Raw genomic sequence first — 18,806 nt, forward strand, 5'->3', positions numbered from 1 at the left:
CCCATGGATCAGATCCAGGCCATGCGCATCTTCGCCCGCGTCGTCGAGTCCGGCAGCTTCACGCGCGCGGCCGATTCGCTGGCGCTGCCCAAGGGCACGGTCACCAAGCAGATCCAGGCGCTCGAGGCGCGCGTGCGCGTCAAGCTGCTCAACCGCACCACGCGCCGCGTCACCGTGACGGCCGACGGCGCCGCCTACTACGAGCGCGCCTCGCGCCTGCTGGTGGACTTCGACGACCTCGACGCCAGCATGACCGACGCGCAGTCGATGCCGCAGGGGCGATTGCGCATCGACGTCGGCTCCGCCACCGCGAGCCTGCTGCTGATCCCGGCCCTGTCGACCTTCCACGAGCGCTACCCCGACATCCAGCTCGACCTCGGCGTGAGCGATCGCGTGGTCGACCTGGTGGCCGACAACGTCGACTGCGTGATCCGCATCGGCGAGGTCACCGACCAGTCGCTGGTGGCCCGGCGCATCGGCCACCTGCCCTTCGTGACGGTCGCCACGCCCGCCTACCTGAAGCGCCACGGCGTGCCCGAGCACCCGCACGACCTGGAGCGCAAGGGCCACCGGCTGGTCAACCAGTTCGCGCCCGGCGGGCGGCGCATGTATCCGCACGAGTTCAACAAGGACGGCGAGCGCATCGAACTGACGACGCCCTACCGGATCGCCGTCAACGAGACCACCGCGCACACCAGCGCCGTGCTCGCCGGGCTCGGCGTCTCCCAGATGGTGACCTTCATCGCGCAGCCGCATCTCGACGGCGGCGCCCTGGCGCGGGTGCTGCCGGACTGGACGCGCGAGCCGCTGCCGGTGTACGTGGTCTATCCGCCCAACCGCCACCTCAGCGCCAAGGTGCGGGCCTTCGTCGACTGGGCGGCGGCGCTGTTCGCGGCGCATCCGCAGCTGCAGCGGACCTGAGGCGGGACCGGCCCCCAAAAAAACGGGCCGCGACTGCGGCCCGGGAACGTCGTTCGACGACGAGAAGACACCCCTCACCAGGAAACGAGCCTTCATTGTTGGCCCGTGCCGCGCATCGGCCAAGCGCGGAATCCGCATGCGCTTGCTCGGTTTTCTTCCTTGCGTGCAGGGCGGATCGGCCGACGCCGAAATGGCGTGTCCATGCGGTACGCTCCTCGCCTTCGCCGGCGCCACCGGACGATCCCCCCACCCCGGTCCACGCGCCGACCGCCATCGCCCACCGAGGTGACCTTGCCCCCGAACCCATCCGATCCGCCCGCCGACCTCCGCCTGCTGGGACTCGACGACGGCACCGACCCGTTCGTGGCGCTGGTCCGCGCGACGCAGATGCCCATGATGGTCACCGACTGCCGGCAGCCGGACCACCCGGTGGTGTTCGTCAACGACGCCTTCTGCCGCATGACCGGCTACGCGCGCGAGGAGGTCGTCGGGCGCAACTGCCGCTTCCTGCAGGGTCCCGAGACCGATGCGGCCGCCGTGCAGGCGATCCGCGACGCGGTGCGCGAGGCGCGGGGCATCCGCGTCGACCTGCGCAACCACCGCAAGAGCGGCGAGCCGTTCTGGAACCGGCTGCTGATCGGGCCGGTGCGCGACCGGTCCGGCGAGGTGGCGTACTTCTTCGCCAGCCAGGAGGACGTCACGCTCGAGCTGGAGCGCGTGAAGGGCCTCGAATCGTCCAATGCCGTGCTCACGGCGGAGCTGGCGCGCCGCGTCCGGGCGCTGGAGGCCGCCGAGGAACGCCTGCTCGCCGCGGCCGACGCGGGCGATCTCGGCATCTGGGAGTTCGACCTGGCCACCGAGGTCTTGACCGCTTCCGAGCATTGCAAGCGCAACTTCGGACGCGACCCGATGCGGCCGTTCGCCTACGGCGAACTGCTCGCGGCGGTGCATCCGGACGATCGGGCGCGCATGCGCGACGCGGTGGCGCACGCCGTCGCGACCGGGGAGGACTACCGCATCGAGTACCGCGTGGTGCGCCCCGACGCCCGGCTGGCCTGGGTCAAGGTGCAGGCGCGCGTGAAGCGCGATGCCGCCGGCCGGCCGCTCTACCTCGCCGGCACCTCCCAGGACATCACCGACGCGGTGCTGGCCCGGCGCCGCACCGAATTGCTGCTGGCGCTCGACCGCGACGTCTTCAGCGTCATCGACGATCCGGCCGGCATCGCCTGCCGCGCGGCCGAGGGCCTGGGCCGGCTGCTGGACGCGAGCCGCGCCGGCTACGGCACGGTCGACGCGCGCACCGAGACCATCGTGATCGAGCGCGACTGGACCGCGCCGGGCATCGTCTCGCTCACCGGCACGCTGCGGTTCCGCGACTACGGCCGCTACGTCGAGGACCTGCTGCGCGGCGATCCGGTGGTGATCGGGGACGTGCGCGACGATCCGCGCACCCGCGCCACCGCCGACGACCTGATCGCCGTCGACGCGCGCTCGATCCTCAACATGCCGATCGTCGAGGCGGGCGAACTGGTCGCGCTGCTCTACCTGGCCGTCGCCACCGCGCGGCCCTGGACCGCCGAGGAGGTCGCGCTGGTCCAGGAGGTGGCGCAGCGCACGCGCCAGGCGGTGGCGCGCCGGCGCGCCGAGCATCGCCTGCGCGACCTGGCGGCCTCCCTGGAGCGCCAGGTGCAGGAACGCACGGCGGCGCTGATGCAGTCCGAGGCCGCGCTGCGCCAGGAGCAGAAGATGGAGGCCGTGGGGCAGCTCACCGGCGGCCTCGCCCACGACTTCAACAACCTGCTGGCCGCCATCTCCGGCAGCTTCGAGCTGATCAAGCGCCTGGGACAGGACCGGCCGGGGCTGGCGCGCCATGTCGACATGGGGCAGACCGCCACCCGGCGCGCGGCCGCGCTGACGCACCGCCTGCTGGCGTTCTCGCGCCAGCAGACCCTGGAGCCCAAGCACGTCGACGTCGACCGGCTGATCGACGGCTTCGAGGAGCTGGTGCGGCGCACCATCGGCCCGCAGGTGGCGCTCGACGTCGTCCCCGGCACCGCGGTGTGGCCGGTGCTGGCCGATCCGGGCCAGCTGGAGAACGCGCTGCTCAATCTGTGCATCAACGCCCGCGACGCCATGCCCGACGGCGGCCGTCTGGTGGTCGCCACGGCCAACCACGTGCTCGACGCGCCGGCCGCGGCCGCGCACGGGCTCGCGCCCGGCGACTACGTGTCGATCTGCGTGAGCGACACCGGCGCCGGCATGCCGCCGGAGGTGATCGCGCGCGCCTTCGATCCCTTCTTCACCACCAAGCCGATCGGCGTGGGCACCGGCCTGGGCCTGTCCATGGTCTACGGCTTCGCGCGCCAGTCCGGCGGGCAGGCGCGCATCCGCTCGAACGTGGGCACCGGCACCGTGGTGTGCGTGTACCTGCCGCGCCACGAGGGCGAGGCCGCGCCCGAGCGGGCGTCGCCGGCGGCCGCGACGGCGCCCGCCGACGCCGGGCGGGGCGAGACCGTGCTGGTCGTCGACGACGAGGCCGCGGTGCGCGCGCTGATGGTCGACCTGCTGGGCGAGCGGGGCTACCGGGTGCTGCAGGCGGAGAACGGTCCCCGCGCCATCGAGCTGCTGCAGGCCGACCGCTCCGTCGCGCTGCTGGTCACCGACGTCGGCCTGCCCGGCGGCATGAACGGCCGCCAGGTGGCCGACGCGGCGCGCGTCCTGATCCCGGCGCTGCGCGTGCTCTTCGTCACCGGCTATGCCGAGACCGCCGCCCTGAGCCACGGCCACCTGCCCGAGGGCATGCAGGTCCTGACCAAGCCCTTCGAGCTGCGCGTGCTGGGCGAGCGGGTGCGGGCGCTGGTGCGGTCGACGGCCGCGTGACCGGACGTCCTCAGGCCCGCATGCGGTGCAGCAGCACGCCCGCGGCGGCCAGCGGCAGCGCCAGCAGGGCGTAGGCGACCTGGAAGCCGCCCGCCAGGCCGGCCACCGTGCCGAACAGCAGCGGTCCGGCGACGTTGCCGAAGAACGTGAAGACCAGCACGCCGCCGGTGGCGACGCCGGCGAGGCCGGCGGGGGCGCGGCGCGCGACCTCGGCCAGGTAGACGCCGTTCCAGCCGACCGCGCTGGCGCCGAAGGCCAGCAGCACCGCCACCGTCGCGGCCGCGGGCGCGCCGGCGGGCAGGGCGGCCGTGGCCAGGGCCGAGGCGGCCATCAGCGCGGCCAGCAGGGTCAGGGTGCGGCGCGGTCCCAGCCCGGCGTCGGCCACCCAGCCCCAGGCGATGCGGCCGACCACGCCGGCGCCCTGCGCGATCGACAGCAGCAGCCCGGCCGCGACGAGGTCGACGCCCAGACCCTCGTGCAGGTGGATCACCAGGAAGGCCGTGAGCGCCACCTGCGCGATCGCGAACAGGAAGGAGCACAGGGCGAGGCGCTTGAGGATGCCCTGCGACAGCACCAGCCGCACGGGGCGCAGGAGGTGGGCGGCGCGCAGGCGGGCCCGCGGGTCGCGGTCGCCGTCGAAGGCCGCGCGCAGGGGTTGCGCGAGGGCCGCCACCAGCACGCAGGCCAGGGCGACGGCCAGCACGGCGGCCTGCCAGCCGGCCAGCAGGGCCAGGCCGGGCGCCAGCGCGCCCGCCATGAGGCCGCCCGCCGGCACGCCGGTCTGCTTGATGGAGAACATCAGCGACAGGCGGTGCGCCGGCGTGGTGCGGATGAGCAGGTGCGAACTCGCCGGCGTGATCGGGCCGTAGCCCAGCCCGATCAGCAGCGCGCCGCCCACCATCGCCGGCAGCCAGGGCAGGGTGGCGCAGGCGAGGCCCGCCGCGCACAGTCCCAGGCCGAGCTGGCTGGCCCGGATGGCGCCCACCCGCGCCACCAGCGCGCCGGCGGCCAGGCTGGAGGCCATCGCGCCCAGGAACACCAGGGCGGCGAACAGGCCCGCCAGCGTCGACGCCGCGCGGCCCAGCGGCGGCGCGATCAGCGGTGCCAGCACCGACAGCGTCAGGGCCGCCATCGACACCAGCGCCTGGATGCCCAGGGTGACCGACAGCGTGGTCCAGGCGGACGGCTCGGAGGGGACGTCGCTCATGCGCGCAACGGGTCGCGGGCCGGTTCTTTATTCCGGACGGATGTTGCCGTCGCGCACGACCTTGCCCATGCGCGCGGTCTGCTGCTCGATGAACTTCGCCATCTCCGCCGGGCCGCCGGGGAAGGCCTCGCCGCCGACGCTGGCGATGCGCTCGCGCACGTCCGGGGCGGCGAGCGCGGCGTGCAGGGCGTCGCCCAGCCTGGCGGCGATCGCCGGGGGCACGCCGGCGGGCAGGAACATGCCGTTCCACTCGTAGGCCTCGGCGTTGGGGACGCCGGCCTCGGCCAGCGTCGGTACGTCGGGCAGCGAGGGCGAACGGCGCGCGGCCATCACCGCCAGCGGCGCCAGCTTGGCCGACCGGATGTTGGCCAGCGACGAGCCGATGTTGGCGACGTAGACCGGCACGTGGCCGCCCATGACGTCGGCCATCGCCGGGCTGCCGCCCTTGTACGGGATGTGCGTCATGCGGACCTTGGCCTGCTGCAGGAACTGCTCGGTCGCCAGGTGCTGCGTCGATCCGGTGCCCGGCGACGCGTAGGACACGGTGTCCGGCGCGGCCTTGGCCATGGCGACGAGGTCCTTGACCGACTTGGCCTGGAAGGTCGGCGTCGTCGTCAGCACCAGCGGGAACACGCCCAGGATGCCGACCGGCGCGAAGGCCTTGGCGGTGTCGTAGGGCAGCTTCGGGAACAGGGTCGGGTTGATGGCGTAGCCGCCGCCGTCGACCATGAGCGTGTAGCCGTCGGGCTTGGCGCGGGCCACCACCGCCGCGCCGATCTGGCCGGCGCCGCCGCCCCGGTTGTCGATGACGACGGACTGGCCTAGGGTCGCGGCCATCTTCGGCGCGACCAGGCGCGCGAGCATGTCGGCCGCGCCGCCGGCGGGGTAGCTGACGACGATCGTGATCGGCTTGGCGGGCCAGGCGTCCTGGGCCGTCGCGGCCGGCGGCAGCAGCAGGCACAGCGCGGCGGCCGCGAGCGGGAGAAATCTGAGGCGGGGGGTCATGGTCGGTCTCCGTCGGGTCGGGGGTTCTGAAAAGGTGTCGGCGGTGGGGTGGCGACGGCGATCCCGATCTCGAGGCCGGATTCGCGCAGGCGCTGCACGGCGGCCCCGGACAGGCCGTCGTCGGTGACGACGAGGTCGAACTCGGCCAGCGCGGCCACGCGGTAGGTACCGTAGGTGCCGTACTTGGCGCCGGTGGCCAGCAGCACGCGCTGCGACGCGATCTCCATCGCCGCGCGCTTGACCTCCACCTTGGGCGCCGAGGGCGTGGTGACGCCGCGTTCGAGGTCCCACGAACTCGCCGAGAGGAATGCGATGTCCGCCACCAGCCGCCGCAGCGTGGCCGCCGCCAGCGGACCGACGCTCGATCCGTTGGGGTGGTCGAGCACGCCGCCGGTGTGCACCACGGTCACGCCCGGGTGGTCCGACAGCGCCAGCGCGGCGTGGAAGTCGTTGGTGAGCACCGTCATGTCCGCCAGCGCGACGATCGACGGGATCAGGCAGGCAGTGGTGGTGCCGGCGTCGAGGTAGACGGTCATGCCGGGCTTGAGCAGGGGCGCGACGTGCGCCGCGATGGCCTGCTTCTGCGGCTGCTCGGCGACCGACTTGGCCTGGTGGCTGGGCTCGCTGACCATGTGGCTGGCGATGCGCACGCCGCCGGAGATCGCGTAGACGCGCCCGCTCTCCTCCAGCGCGGCGACGTCGCGGCGCACGGTCATGTGCGAGCAGCCGAGCAGTTCGGTGAGCTGGTGGACGCTCAGGACCTGGTGGCGGCGCAGCTGCCGCACGATCATCTCGCGCCGCTGCTCGGGGATCAGCGCGGCGCCCCGGCCGGCCGCGCCCTCGGGAACGGCGACCTCATCCATGGCGGGGGGCGTCGTCCCGCAGGCCGTCGAGCCAGGCCTCGCGCAGCGCCGGGTCGTCGCCCCGGATGTCGTCGAGCGAGATCAGTTCGCCGGCGCGGATCTCGCGCGCGGTCGTGGCGTGCGCGGCCAGGTAGAGCGGGGCGACGTCGGCGGGCGCCTCGGCGCGCGCGAGCAGCACCGGCGCCACGCCGGTCACGTCGTGGTGGTGGCCGCCCATGCGCAGCACGGTGCCCGCGGGGATGGTCTCGATGGCGCGGCCGGCCAGGACGGCGTGCTGCGCCGGGCGGTCGCTGCCGGAGGCGCGGCCGTGCAGCACCGCGCCCAGCAGGGTGATGGGCGTCTCCACGCCCATGAAGTGGTAGGGCAGGTACATGCAGGCGTAGCGGCCGTCGCGGCTCACGATGTGGCCCTTCTGCGCCAGCAGCTGCCAGGTCGGCGCGTCGCCGGTGCGCACGACGACGAACACGCCGCCCGCGAAGCTGGCCTCGCCCGGCAGGCGCAGCACGTTGAAGACGTCGATCACCCCCGGTCGCCCGACGATGCCGCCGTGCTCGCGCAGGGCGTAGACGTCGGCCAGCTCGGCGGTGCGCGCGACGGGGTAGTGCATGGCCTCGACGTCGGCGACCAGGCCGGTGCTCGAGGCCACCACGGCCATCTCGCAGTAGTCGGCCGTGGCGCCGGTCTTCAGGCCGCCCAGGGCGGCGCGGCGGGCCGCCAGCGTGGCGGGGACGTCCTCGCCCAGCGTCAGCAGTTCCGACAGCGCCGGCGCGGCGATGGTCTCGTCGAGCTGGCGCAGCACGCCGGTGGCCGGGTCGTAGACGAGGTCGTACTCGCCCGACTTGCCCGCCGCGACGATCTCCAGCCCCAGCGTGCGCGCCCAGCTCACCCAGCCGATCAGATTGGCCGGCTGGTCGCCGTCGGCGGTGGTGTAGACCACGCCCCGGGCGGCGGCCCGGCGGGCCAGCGTCACGCCGGCGACGGTGTCGACCTCCTTGCTGACCATGGCCACGTGGCGGCCGGCGTCGATCGCCTCGCGGGCCACGCGGTGGCCGACCGTCGGGTTGCCGGTGGCCTCCACCAGGATGTCGTGCGGCACATCGCGCAGCAGGCCGGCGTCGGCCACCAGGCGAATGGCGTCGGCCGGCGCGGCGGCGACCTGCGCGGCGTCGTGGCATTCCACCAGCCGCGCGGCCGGGAAGCCCAGTTCCTCGCACAGGGCGCGCAGGCCCGGCAGGTCGAGGTCGCACAGGGCCGCCGGCACCAGGCGCGGCATCGCCCGGACCTGGGCCAGCAGGGTGCGCGCGAAGCCGCCCTTGGCGCCGGTGAGGGTGAAGCGCACCTCGCGTTGGGGTTGATCGGCGAACAGGAGCTCGAAGTTCATGGGAGAGGCTTTCCTTGGAACGGGTCGGATGCGATGTGCGGCGTCATTATTCACAGAAAATCACAAGGAATCACAAATATCGACTTCTTCTTGTGAAGATGTGGGGCATCTCTTACCATTTGTTCACAGCACGACGTACATTCGACCGAACGGAAGGACCCTCATCCATGGAAACGCCCAAGCCCCTCCTGGGGTGCATCGCCGACGACTTCACCGGCGCCACCGACCTCGCCAACATCCTCGTGCGCGGCGGCATGCGCACCGTGCAGACCATCGGCGTACCCTCGGACGCGCTGGCCGCCTCGCTGGACGCGGACGCGGTCGTCGTCGCGCTGAAGTCGCGCACCGCCCCGCGCGAACGGGCCGTGGCCGAAAGCCTGGAGGCCCTGCGCTGGCTCCAGGGGCGGGGCTGCACGCAGTTCTTCTTCAAGTACTGCTCGACCTTCGACTCCACCGCCGAGGGCAACATCGGCCCGGTGGCCGAGGCCCTGCAGGACGCGCTGGGCTGCGACTTCGCCATCGCCTGCCCGGCGTTCCCCGGCGCCGGGCGCACGGTGTACCTGGGGCATCTCTTCGTCGGGCGGAAGCTGCTCAACGAATCGGGCATGGAGAACCATCCGCTCACGCCGATGCGTGACGCCGACCTGGTGCGCGTGCTGCAGGCCCAGAGCGTCGGCCGCGTCGGCCTTCTCGCCCAGCCCGACGTGGCGGCGGGCGCGTCCCGCGTCCGCGAGCGCATGGCGGCCTTGCGCGGCGAGGGCGTGCGCCTGGCGATCGCCGACGCCGTCTCCGACGGCGACCTGGTCGCGCTCGGCGAGGCCTGCGCCGACGCCGCGCTGGTGACCGGCGGCTCCGGCCTGGCGCAGGGCCTGCCGGCCAACTTCCGCCGCCGGGGCACCCTGCGCGAGAGCGACGCCGCCCATCTGCCGACGGTCCCCGGCCCGGCCGTCGTGCTCTCGGGCAGCGCCTCCACCGCCACCAACGGCCAGGTCGCGGCCTGGCTGCGCGCCGGCCGGCCGGCCTTCCGGGTCGATCCGCTGGCGCTGGCGCGCGGCGAGGCCGTGGTCGAGGCCGCGCTCGATGCCGTCGCCGCCGCCGGCGCGGACGCGACGACCCTGATCTACGCCACCACCCCGGCCGACGAGGTGCGCCGCGTGCAGGCCGAGCTCGGCGCGGCGCGCGCCGGCGCGCTGATCGAGGCGGCGCTGGGCGAGGTCGCGGCGCGGCTGCGCGCGCGCGGCACGCGCCGCTTCGTGGTCGCCGGCGGCGAGACCTCCGGCGCCGTGATCCAGGCGCTGGGACTGCAGGCGCTGCGCATCGGGCGCCAGATCGATCCCGGCGTGCCCGAGACGCAATCGCTGGGCGAGGCGCAACCGCTGGCCGTGGTCCTCAAGTCGGGCAATTTCGGCGCCGAGGACTTCTTCGAGAAGGCGCTGCGCCAGCTCGACGGGGGCGCCGCGTGACGGCGCCGGACACCGGCGCGGCCGACGTCGCCGCCGACGAGGCGCGCCTGCGCGAGGAGATCGCCGAGGTCGGCGCCGGCCTGCACGCGCGCGGCTACACCACGGGCACGGCCGGCAACATCTCCGCCCGGCTGGCCGACGGCTGGCTCATCACGCCGACCGACGCCTGCCTCGGCCGGCTCGACCCGGCGCGGCTGTCCAAGGTGAGCGCCGCCGGCGACTGGGTCTCCGGCGACCGGCCGTCCAAGACGCTCGCGCTGCATCGCGGCATCTACGCGCGCGACGCGAAGGCGCGCTGCGTCCTGCACACCCATTCCACGCACCTGGTCGCGCTGACGCTGGCGGGCGTGCATTCGCCCGACGCCGTGCTGCCGCCGATCACGCCCTACCAGGTCATGAAGATCGGCCGCGTGCCCCTGATCCCCTATGCCCGGCCGGGTGCCGCCGAGGTCGCCGCGCGGGTGGCCGCGCTGGCGCCGGACGTGCGCGGGGTGCTGCTGGAACGGCTCGGCCCGGTGGTCTGGCACGCGAGCGTGTCGGGCGCCGGCCATGCGCTGGAGGAGCTGGAGGAGACCGCGCGGCTGTGGCTGATGACGAGCCCGCGGCCCGCGCCGCTGACGGCCGCGCAGGTCGGCGAGCTGGAGGCGGCGTTCGGCGTGCGCTGGTGATGCGGCGGGACGTCCCGGCCCGGGCTCAGTCCGGGTCCGGCGCGCCGGAGCGCCATGCCGGCAACGTCCAGCCCAGCAGCATCGACAGTCCGCGCAGGAGCGCGGCGGTCGCCGCCGCCGCCAGCAGGGCCAGCCAGGGCGGCGCGTCGAGCGCGCGCGCGCCGACGATCACCCAGGCGCCGGCGAAGGCGCAGATCGCGTAGGGCTGGTGGTCGCGGAAGGCGCGCGGGATCTCGTTGCAGACGATGTCGCGCAGCACGCCGCCGAAGACCGCCGTGATCATCCCCATCAGCACGGCGACGATGGCCGGCATCCCGGCGTCGAGCGCGATCTGGGTGCCGGTGGCGGTGAACAGGCCGAGGCCGAGGGCGTCGGGCCACTGCATGGCGCGCTCGGTCAGCGCGAAGTGCCGGTCGCGCAGGAACAGCATCGCGCCGACGCACAGCGCCAGCAGCACCCACAGCCAGCCGGCGTGCTCGACCCAGAAGAACGGGCGCCGGTCGAGCAGGATGTCGCGCAGCGTGCCGCCGCCGAAGGCCGCCAGGCCGGCGACCACGACCACGCCGACGGCGTCGAGCCGGGCGCGCGCCGCCGCGATCAGCCCCGACAGCGCGAAGGCCACGGTGGCGGCGGCCTCGATCGCGATCTGCGCGTTCGACAGGGAGAGGACCTGGAGCGAGGGGAGGGCGGGCAGGAGGGGCATGTCGGCGAGCGTACTTGCTCCGGCGGCGCTGCCTATGATCCGGCGACCGGCCACCGGGATCGACCGAGCGACGCATCGCGGCGCCTCGCACCTCGCCATGGAATTCCTCAAGTTCATCCGTTCCCTCGAAGAACTGCTCTACGAGGTGATGACGTGGCTGCTGTTCTACCCGCGCACCCTGTGGCGCGTCGTGCGCCATCCGCTGCGGCTGGCCGCGCGGGCCGAGGCCGAGATGGCGGCGCCGCCGGAGAGGCAGTTCGCCGACCTGGTGAGTCCGCCGCTGTTCCTGATGCTGACGATCCTGCTCGGGCACGCCCTGGAGATCGCGCTGCACGAGAGCCTCGTGGCGGCGAGGTCCGACCTGGCGCGCCTGCTGCTCGCCTCGGACACCAACCTGCTGATCTTCCGTTGCGTCGCCTGGAGCTTCTTCCCGCTGCTCATGGCCTCGGCCCTGCTGGTCCGGCAGGGGCGGGAGGTGGACCGGGAGTCGCTGCGGCGCCCGTTCTTCCTGCAATGCCTGTTCGCGTCGCCCCTGATCGCGGCGGCCTCCGTCGCCACCGCGCTCGGCCGCTTCGGCTTCCCGGGGACCTCGGGCGTGCTCGCCACCGTCGCGGTCGGCTGGTACCTGGGCGTGCAGGTGCGCTGGTTCCACGCCCGCCTGGGCACGACGCGCTGGCGCGCCTTCCTGCTGGCGCTGGCCGTGTTCCTGCTGGCGGTGGTCGTCGACCTCGCGGTCGCGCTGGCGATCTTCGGCCTGCCGGACGCGGGCTGAGGCGGCCGGCGGCGGCCCGGCACCACGCTTTTTGCCATCTGTTTGCGAGATGGATGCTTCTCCCATCCCTATGAATCCCGCGCGTTAACCCTGTGGGGTCGCTCCGGTCCATCGCCGACCATGGGCGTCCAGAACGACATCCGGAGACGAGACGATGACCACCACCACCCTGTCGCCGCCACGCGGCGGCACCGTTTCCGCCGCGGGCGCGGACGCCGACGCCGTCTACCGCAAGGTCGGCTGGCGGCTCATCCCGCTGCTGTTCGTCTGCTACATCGTGGCCTACCTCGACCGCGTCAACGTCGGCTTCGCCAAGCTGCAGATGCAGGACGCGCTGCAGTTCAGCGAGGCCGTCTACGGCCTGGGCGCGGGCATCTTCTTCGTCGGCTACTTCCTCTTCGAGGTGCCCAGCAACGTGATCCTGCACAGGGTCGGCGCGCGGCGCTGGATCGCGCGGATCATGATCACCTGGGGGCTGCTGTCGGCCGGCACGATGTTCGTGAACTCGCCGATGACGTTCTACGTCGTCCGCTTCTTCCTCGGCGCGGCCGAGGCCGGCTTCTTTCCCGGCATCATCCTCTACCTCACCTACTGGTTCCCGGCGGCGCGGCGCGGCAAGGCGACCTCGCTGTTCCTGGCGGCGATCCCCTTCGCCGGCATCCTGGGCGGGCCGATCTCCGGCTGGATCCTGCAGGGCATGGCCGGCGTCAACGGCTGGCAGGGCTGGCAGTGGCTGTTCCTGCTGCAGGGCCTGCCGACGGTGGCGCTGGGCCTGGTGGTGTGGAACTACCTCGACGACCGCGTCGCCGACGCCGCCTGGCTCGCGCCGCAGGAGCGCGCGCTGATCGCGCGCGACATCGCCGCCGACGGCGACGGCAAGGCCGAGGCGAGCGTCTGGCGCGTGATCGCCAACCCGCGGGTGTGGCTGTTGGCGCTGGTGTACTTCGCCTTCGTCTCGGGGCTCTACGGCATCTCGTTCTGGCTGCCGAGCATCATCAAGGCCATCGGCGTGAAGGGCGCGCTGGACATCGGCCTGCTCAGCGCGATCCCCTGGTCCTTCGGGGTGGTGGCCATGTACCTGACCGCGCGCAGCGCCGACCGCCACCTGGAGCACCGCTGGCACTCGGCCGTCGCCGCCGTGATCGGCGCCGGCGGGCTGGTGATGAGCGTGGCGATGCACGGCAGCACGGCCTGGTCGCTGGTCGGACTGACCATCGCGACGATGGGGATCATGTCGACGCTGCCGGTGTTCTGGGGCATGCCCACGGGCTTCCTGGGCGGCGCGGCGGCGGCGGCGGGCATCGCCTTCATCAACTCCTTCGGCAACCTCTCGGGCTTCGCCGCGCCCTTCCTGATCGGGATGATCAAGGACGCGACGAAGAGCACCGACGCCGGGCTGCACATGCTCGCGGCGCTGCTGGTGATCGGCGCGGTGCTGGTGCTGATGGTGCGGCCGTCGAAGACGGCGGCATCGACGGGCACGGCGCGCTGAGGCCGCCCCGCCTCCTCGGCCCTTCCCGGTTTTCCCGGCTTTCCCGACCTCCCGCCGCGGGCACCCCGCCGGCGGTCTCCATCTCCCATCTCCCTCGACGAGGAACCGCCCATGGACGCCCATGTGATGAACCCTGCGCAGCCGGTCGCCGCCGCTGCCCGCCGCGCGCCCTCGGCCGCGCTGGTCGCCGCCCTGCGCGAGCGCTTCGGCGCCCGCTGCTCGACGACCGAGGCGGTGCTGCTCCAGCACGGCAGCGACGAGTCGAGCTACCGCCCGCTGCCGCCGGACGCGGTGGTCTACGTCCACGACACCGACGAGGTCGCCTTCGTGGTGCGCGCCTGCGCCGCCGAGCGCGTGCCGGTCATCCCCTTCGGCGTCGGCTCCTCGATCGAGGGCCACCTGCTGGCGGTGGAGGGCGGCGTGTGCGTGGACTTCTCGCAGATGGACGCCGTGCTGGAGATCCGCCCGGGCGACCTCACCGCCACCGTGCAGGCCGGCGTCACGCGCACCCGGCTCAACGCGGCGCTGGCGGGCACAGGCTTCTTCTTCTCGGTCGACCCCGGGGCGGACGCGACCGTCGGCGGCATGGTGGCCACCGGCGCCTCGGGGACCAACACCGTGCGCTACGGCACCATGCGCGACAACGTGGTCAGCCTGACGGTGGTCACGGCCACGGGCGAGGTCGTGCGCACGGCCTCCCACGCGCGCAAGAGCTCGGCCGGCTACAACCTGACGCAGCTGTTCTGCGGCTCTGAGGGCACCCTGGGCCTGGTCACCGAGGCCACCGTGCGCATCCACCCGCATCCGGAGGTGGTGGCCGCGGCGGTGGTGAACTTCCCGGCGGTGCGCGCGGCGGTGGACTGCGTGATCGAGTCGATCCAGCTGGGCGTGCCGCTCGCGCGCGCGGAGATGCTCGACGCCCTCACGATCCGGGCCGTCAACGCCCACAGCCGCACGGCGCTGGCGGAGAAGCCGACGCTGTTCCTGGAGTTCGCCGGCAGCCAGGCACAGATCGACGAGCAGGCCGCGATCGTGCGCGAGATCGCCGACGGCCACGGCGGCGGCGAATTCCAGTGGGCCAGCCTGCAGGAGGAGCGCTCGCGCCTGTGGACGCCGCGCCACCACGCCTACTTCGCCTCGCTGCAGCTCAGGCCCGGCTGCCGCAGCATGACCACCGACGCCTGCGTGCCGCTGTCGGCGCTGGCCGACTGCGTGGAGGAGACGCTGGCGGACCTCCGCGAGCACGGCCTGCTCGCGCCGGTCTTCGGCCACGTGGGCGACGGCAACTTCCACTGCCTGGTGCTGGTGGACCCCGATTCGGCCGAGGAGAACGCGGCGGCCGAGGCCTTCAGCCACCGCCTGGTGCAGCGCTCGCTGCGCCACGGCGGCACCTCCACCGGCGAGCACGGCGTGGGCCTGCACAAGATGCGCTACCTCGTCGAGGAGCACGGCGCACACGCGGTCGCGCTGATGCGCGCCGTCAAGCACGCCTTCGATCCGCACAACATCCTCAACCCCGGCAAGGTCGTGAGCTTCACCGCCTGATCCACGAGACGAGAGAAAGACACATCGCCATGACATCCACGCGCATCGCTTCCCTGGTCGCCCTCCTGGCCGTCGCCGGCTGCGGCGGCGGCAACGACGACGGCCCGGGCGCCACCGGGCCGGTCCCGGTGCCCGCCGCGCCGACGCTGGCGCAGAAGTGCCCCGGCATCGCCGGCCAGGCGCTGGCCGGTGGCGCCACGGTGCAGGAGGCCCGGGTGGTCGCCGCCGCCGGCGCGCAGCCGGAGTACTGCGTGGTCACCGCCAGGGTCGACGGCTCGACGCTGCGCTTCGAGGCCCGCATGCCCACCAGCGGCTGGAACGGCAAGATCGCCTTCCTGGGCGGCGGCGGCTTCGACGGCGCCATGCCGGTGGCCACCGACCTGCAGTTCAGCGAATCGATCCTCACCGAGCGCTACGCCACGCTGGGCACCAACGGCGGCTACGACTACCCCGGGGCGCGCGGCATCGACTACTTCAGGGCCGCCTTCGCGCTCGACGACGAGCAGCTCGCCGACTTCACCTACCGGTCCGAGCATCGCGCGCTGCCCGCCGGCAAGGCGCTGGTCGCGAACTTCTTCGGCACGCCCGCCTCGCGCAGCTATTTCGAGGGCTGTTCCATGGGCGGCCACGACGCCCTGATCGAGGCCCAGCGCCATCCGGAGGATTTCGACGGCATCGTGGCGCGCGCGCCGGCGGGCAACGTCATGGGGCTGTTCATGCAGTTCAACCGCATCGCCAGGCAGGTCCGCACGCCCGCCAACGCACTGAACCCGGCCAAGCAGACCCTGCTGGCGAACGCCGTGCTGGCGCAGTGCGACGGCCTCGACGGCGTCGTCGACGGTATCGTCTCCAGGCCGCGGGCCTGCACCTACGACCCGGCGCCGCTGCGCTGCGCGGCGGGCGCGGACACCGGCGACGGGTGTCTGTCCGACGCGCAGATCGCCACCGTCCGCACCGTGACCTCGCCGATCGCCTCGGCCGACGGCCGCTGGACGCACCCCGGCTACTTCCCCGGCGCCGAGAACACCGCCAAGGGCTGGGGCGAGTACATCTGGCCGAGCGCCGCGTTCGGCGGCAATTCGGTGCAGGGCCTGTTCTCGGACGGCTTCGTGCGCTCGTTCATCACGCGCGACCCGAACTACGACACGTCGACCTGGAACTACGACGCCTGGCTGCCGCGCTTGGCCACCGTCGGCGGCCTGTTCAACGCCTTCGATCCGGACCTGGCGCCGCTGGCGGCGCGTGGCGCCAAGCTGATCCTGTGGAACGGCACGACCGACAGCTCGGTGAGCGCGCGCGACACCGCGCGCTACTACGAGGGCGTCGTCGGCGCGCTCGGCCAGGCCCGGGCCGACCGCACCGTCGAGCTGTTCATGGCGCCCGGCGTGGGCCACTGCTACGGCGGCGCCGGACCCGACCGGGTCGATCTGCTCAAGGCGGTGTCGACCTGGGTCGAAGCCGGCACGCCGCCGTCGGCGCAGTCGCTGGCGCACCGCAAGGTGGACGCGAGCGGCGCGACGGTGGCGACGCGGCCGCTGTGCAAGTACCCGGCGTACCCGCGCTACCGGGGCGCCGGCGACGTGAACGCGGCCGGCAGCTACGCCTGCGCGACCGACTGACGGGAGACCCCGGGGTCGGATCCCGGCGGAACGGTCCAGAATCCCGCGCATGGAGCTGCGCCAGTTCAAGTATTTCCTCGAGATCGTCGACCGCCGGAGCCTGTCGCGCGCGGCCGAGCACCTGCACGTCGCGCAGTCGGCGCTCAGCCGCCAGGTGGCCGAGCTGGAGACGGAGCTGGGCGTGAAGCTGCTGCTGCGCAGCCGCAACGGCGTCGCGACGACCGAGGCCGGCCGGGTGTTCTACGAGTACGCCCAGGGCATCCTCAAGCAGATCCGGGACGCCCGCGAGGCCGTGCTGCGCTCGTCGGACACGGTGGTCGGCTCGGTCATCGTGGCGTTGCCGCAGAGCGTGGCCGCCACCCTGGCGCTGCCCCTGATGCGCGCGGTGGCGAGCCGCTATCCGAACGTCCTGCTGCACCTCAACGAGGAGCTCACCGGCAACATGGCCGACCAGCTGCTCGGCGGCCGCGTCGACATGGCCGTGTTCACCGACACCATGCCCGCGCGCGACATCCGCTTCGTGCCGCTGGTGGAGGAGGCCTTCGTGCTGATGCACTCGCCGCAGGACCCGCTGGCGCCGCCGCCTGGCGACGTCTCACTCGACCAGGCCACGGCGCGGCCGCTGGTGCTGCCGAGTCCGCAGCACGGCCACTGCACGCGCTGGGTGGTCGACGACGCGCTCGAGCGCGCCGGGCGCCCGCCGCAGCGCGTGGCGGCGGAGATCAACTCGGTCTACGTGCTCAAGAGCGCCGTGGAGGCGGGCATCGGGCCGAGCATCATGCCGCTGGGCTTGGCGCAGCGCGAGGTCGAGGACGGACGCCTCGTGGCCCATCGCATCGCCGCCACGGACATGGCGCGCACGCTCGGCCTGTGCACCTCGCGCCACCTGCCCGAGACCAACGCCAAGCGCGCCATCGGCCGGCTGATCGACGAGGTCGTGCGCGGCCTGTGCGAGGGCGGGCGGTGGGCCGGGGCGCGCTGCCTCGCCGTGCGCGATCCGGCGGGCTGACGATGGGTCCGGGGCACCCGCCGCTCCGGACTGCCGTCCCCGCGTCTACTTCGACGTCGGCAGGCGGCCGAAGAAGTCGAGCATCTCCATGATCTCGGTCGACTTGTCGAACACCGCGTCGGCGCCCAGGGCGCTGGCCTGCGCGCGGATGTCGTCCGTGGCGTAGTTGGTCAGCAGGATGACGCGCTGGTGCGGCTGGCGGTCGTGGCAGCCCCTGAGCACGCCCAGGCCCGAGCCCTCCTTCAGGAACAGGTCGACCACCGCCAGGTCCCACGCGCCGTCGTGCGACCGCAGCCAGCCGAGCGCGTCCGTCTCGGTCTCGGCCAGGCCGATCACGCGCGCGTTGCCCAGGTCCTCCAGCGTCGGGATGAGGTTGTCGCGGATGACGGGGTTGTCCTCGACGAGGAAGGTGATGGTGGCCATGGGAGTCGGAATGCCTTCGAGATCGGGGTCTTCCGACGGATGCTGGGCGCTGGCCGGGCGGTCCGTGCAGGCAATGTAGTGTTCCGGCTGTGGGACGGCAGGGCAGAACGCCGGACGGCGATCGGCCCGGAACGAGGAAGCCCCGCCGACCCTCGGCGGATCGGCGGGGCTTGCAAGGCATCGGCCCGTGGGATTGAAGATGGCGTCATTCGCATGAAGCAGCGTCTGTCTTGGGGTTTCACCAGGTTTCTCACCTGCATGGCCGGCGCTAACCCGGACCCTGACGCCATCATGTTTGAGAACTCGTCCGGTGGAGTGAATCCGCACTCTCCCGGCATCCCGCTCCCGCAATTCGCAAGCATGAAGGCCCTGTCGAAGAATACCAAGGTAACAGGCGCCTGGGTTCGTCCCGTAGGACGCGTGGTCGAAGTGCGTTCAGGTCGGAGCGCTCCGCAGGGCGGCGCGCAGGGCCAGGTAGCCCGCCGTCCAGGCGGCCGCGGCGTTGGCGTGGGGCGGGCTGACGATCCGCGGGCTGTAGCTCAGCAGGTCGTCGTCGGACGAGGCCGTCTCGTCCAGCCAGATCCAGTGGAACTCGCCGGGCTCCAGTTCTTTGACGGTCAGGGCCATGGCGGCGAGGGGGTTCATGGCGTTCGGTCTTTCTGCATCGGGAGGGATGGGGGAGCGGACGAAGGAAGACCGGTTCACGCACCCGGTGCCGGCCTCGAAGGCGCGGCACGGGTCGCGTGAGCCGGCCGTCGTGTCTCAGTTGATGTTGGCGACGCCGAGCTGGAAGGGACGACCCGGGAGCTTGTGGGAGCCGGCGTACTCGAACTGAGCGCCGTTGAGCGGAGCGCA

At 73.1% G+C, this 18,806-nt stretch carries 16 protein-coding genes; 9 read left to right on the plus strand and 7 right to left on the minus strand.

The features are described 5' to 3' along the window. Nucleotides 1-3 precede the first annotated feature (3 nt). Entirely contained in the window at nt 4-921 is a 918-nt protein-coding gene (locus tag ABID77_RS18470; protein WP_429598894.1) for a LysR family transcriptional regulator, read from the plus strand. Between the two features lie 291 nt (nt 922-1,212). Beyond that, on the plus strand, nt 1,213-3,801 hold the full coding sequence (locus tag ABID77_RS18475; protein WP_429598897.1) for a PAS domain-containing protein: 2,589 nt from the start codon (nt 1,213-1,215) through the stop codon (nt 3,799-3,801). A 10-nt stretch (nt 3,802-3,811) separates the two neighbouring features. Here ABID77_RS18475 and ABID77_RS18480 read toward each other — a convergent pair whose 3' ends face one another. Genes ABID77_RS18480 through ABID77_RS18495 form a run of 4 tightly spaced genes read right to left on the minus strand, consistent with a single transcriptional unit; the run spans nt 3,812 to nt 8,257 of the window. Next, nucleotides 3,812-5,008 carry an MFS transporter gene (locus ABID77_RS18480; RefSeq protein ID WP_429598900.1) on the minus strand — a complete coding sequence of 399 codons (1,197 nt, stop codon included), beginning with the start codon at nt 5,006-5,008 and terminating at the stop codon, nt 3,812-3,814. Between the two features lie 27 nt (nt 5,009-5,035). Then, on the minus strand, nt 5,036-6,013 hold the full coding sequence (locus ABID77_RS18485) for a tripartite tricarboxylate transporter substrate binding protein (protein ID WP_429598903.1): 978 nt from the start codon (nt 6,011-6,013) through the stop codon (nt 5,036-5,038). Further along, complete coding sequence (locus ABID77_RS18490) at nt 6,010-6,876, minus strand: DeoR/GlpR family DNA-binding transcription regulator (RefSeq protein WP_429598907.1); 867 nt, start codon at nt 6,874-6,876, stop codon at nt 6,010-6,012. The genes ABID77_RS18485 and ABID77_RS18490 overlap by 4 nt, the downstream gene beginning before the upstream one ends. After that, the gene (locus ABID77_RS18495) at nt 6,869-8,257 is read right to left on the minus strand and encodes a homoserine dehydrogenase (protein ID WP_429598910.1); all 1,389 of its coding nucleotides are present in this window, start codon (nt 8,255-8,257) and stop codon (nt 6,869-6,871) included. Before ABID77_RS18495 ends, ABID77_RS18490 begins: the two co-directional genes overlap by 8 nt. A 167-nt stretch (nt 8,258-8,424) precedes the next feature. Here ABID77_RS18495 and otnK point away from each other — a divergent pair, with 167 nt between their 5' ends. Beyond that, nucleotides 8,425-9,720, plus strand: a complete 1,296-nt coding sequence (gene otnK / locus ABID77_RS18500; RefSeq protein WP_429598913.1) for a 3-oxo-tetronate kinase — start codon at nt 8,425-8,427, stop codon at nt 9,718-9,720. After that, on the plus strand, nt 9,717-10,388 hold the full coding sequence (locus ABID77_RS18505) for an aldolase (protein WP_429598916.1): 672 nt from the start codon (nt 9,717-9,719) through the stop codon (nt 10,386-10,388). Before otnK ends, ABID77_RS18505 begins: the two co-directional genes overlap by 4 nt. A gap of 25 nt (nt 10,389-10,413) precedes the next feature. On the opposite strand, the gene ABID77_RS18510 is transcribed toward ABID77_RS18505, so the two are convergent. Next, a complete protein-coding gene (locus tag ABID77_RS18510; protein WP_429598919.1) occupies nt 10,414-11,091 on the minus strand; it encodes a trimeric intracellular cation channel family protein in 678 nt (225 codons plus the stop codon). 97 nt (nt 11,092-11,188) lie between these two features. Between ABID77_RS18510 and ABID77_RS18515 the strand changes: the two genes are divergently transcribed. The 5 genes from ABID77_RS18515 to ABID77_RS18535 all read left to right on the plus strand — a co-directional run bounded on the left by ABID77_RS18515 (nt 11,189) and on the right by ABID77_RS18535 (nt 17,528). Next, entirely contained in the window at nt 11,189-11,863 is a 675-nt protein-coding gene (locus ABID77_RS18515; protein WP_429598921.1) for a hypothetical protein, read from the plus strand. 154 nt (nt 11,864-12,017) lie between these two features. Beyond that, complete coding sequence (locus tag ABID77_RS18520) at nt 12,018-13,355, plus strand: MFS transporter (protein WP_429598924.1); 1,338 nt, start codon at nt 12,018-12,020, stop codon at nt 13,353-13,355. Nucleotides 13,356-13,481: 126 nt separating this feature from the next. Then, nucleotides 13,482-14,900, plus strand: coding sequence for an FAD-binding oxidoreductase (locus tag ABID77_RS18525; RefSeq protein WP_429598947.1), 1,419 nt, complete (start codon nt 13,482-13,484; stop codon nt 14,898-14,900). 29 nt (nt 14,901-14,929) lie between these two features. Next, nucleotides 14,930-16,519 (plus strand): tannase/feruloyl esterase family alpha/beta hydrolase, encoded by a 1,590-nt coding sequence (locus ABID77_RS18530; RefSeq protein ID WP_429598927.1) that lies wholly within the window; start codon nt 14,930-14,932, stop codon nt 16,517-16,519. A 49-nt stretch (nt 16,520-16,568) separates the two neighbouring features. After that, a complete protein-coding gene (locus ABID77_RS18535) occupies nt 16,569-17,528 on the plus strand; it encodes a LysR substrate-binding domain-containing protein (protein WP_429598929.1) in 960 nt (319 codons plus the stop codon). A gap of 45 nt (nt 17,529-17,573) precedes the next feature. Here ABID77_RS18535 and ABID77_RS18540 read toward each other — a convergent pair whose 3' ends face one another. Continuing rightward, the gene (locus ABID77_RS18540; protein ID WP_429598932.1) at nt 17,574-17,951 is read right to left on the minus strand and encodes a response regulator; all 378 of its coding nucleotides are present in this window, start codon (nt 17,949-17,951) and stop codon (nt 17,574-17,576) included. 435 nt (nt 17,952-18,386) lie between these two features. Further along, on the minus strand, nt 18,387-18,596 hold the full coding sequence (locus ABID77_RS18545) for a hypothetical protein (RefSeq protein ID WP_429598935.1): 210 nt from the start codon (nt 18,594-18,596) through the stop codon (nt 18,387-18,389). Between the last annotated feature and the right edge of the window lie 210 nt (nt 18,597-18,806).

It is taken from the genome of Variovorax sp. PvP013 (assembly GCF_050435945.1).
GTDB lineage: Bacteria > Pseudomonadota > Gammaproteobacteria > Burkholderiales > Burkholderiaceae_C > Variovorax.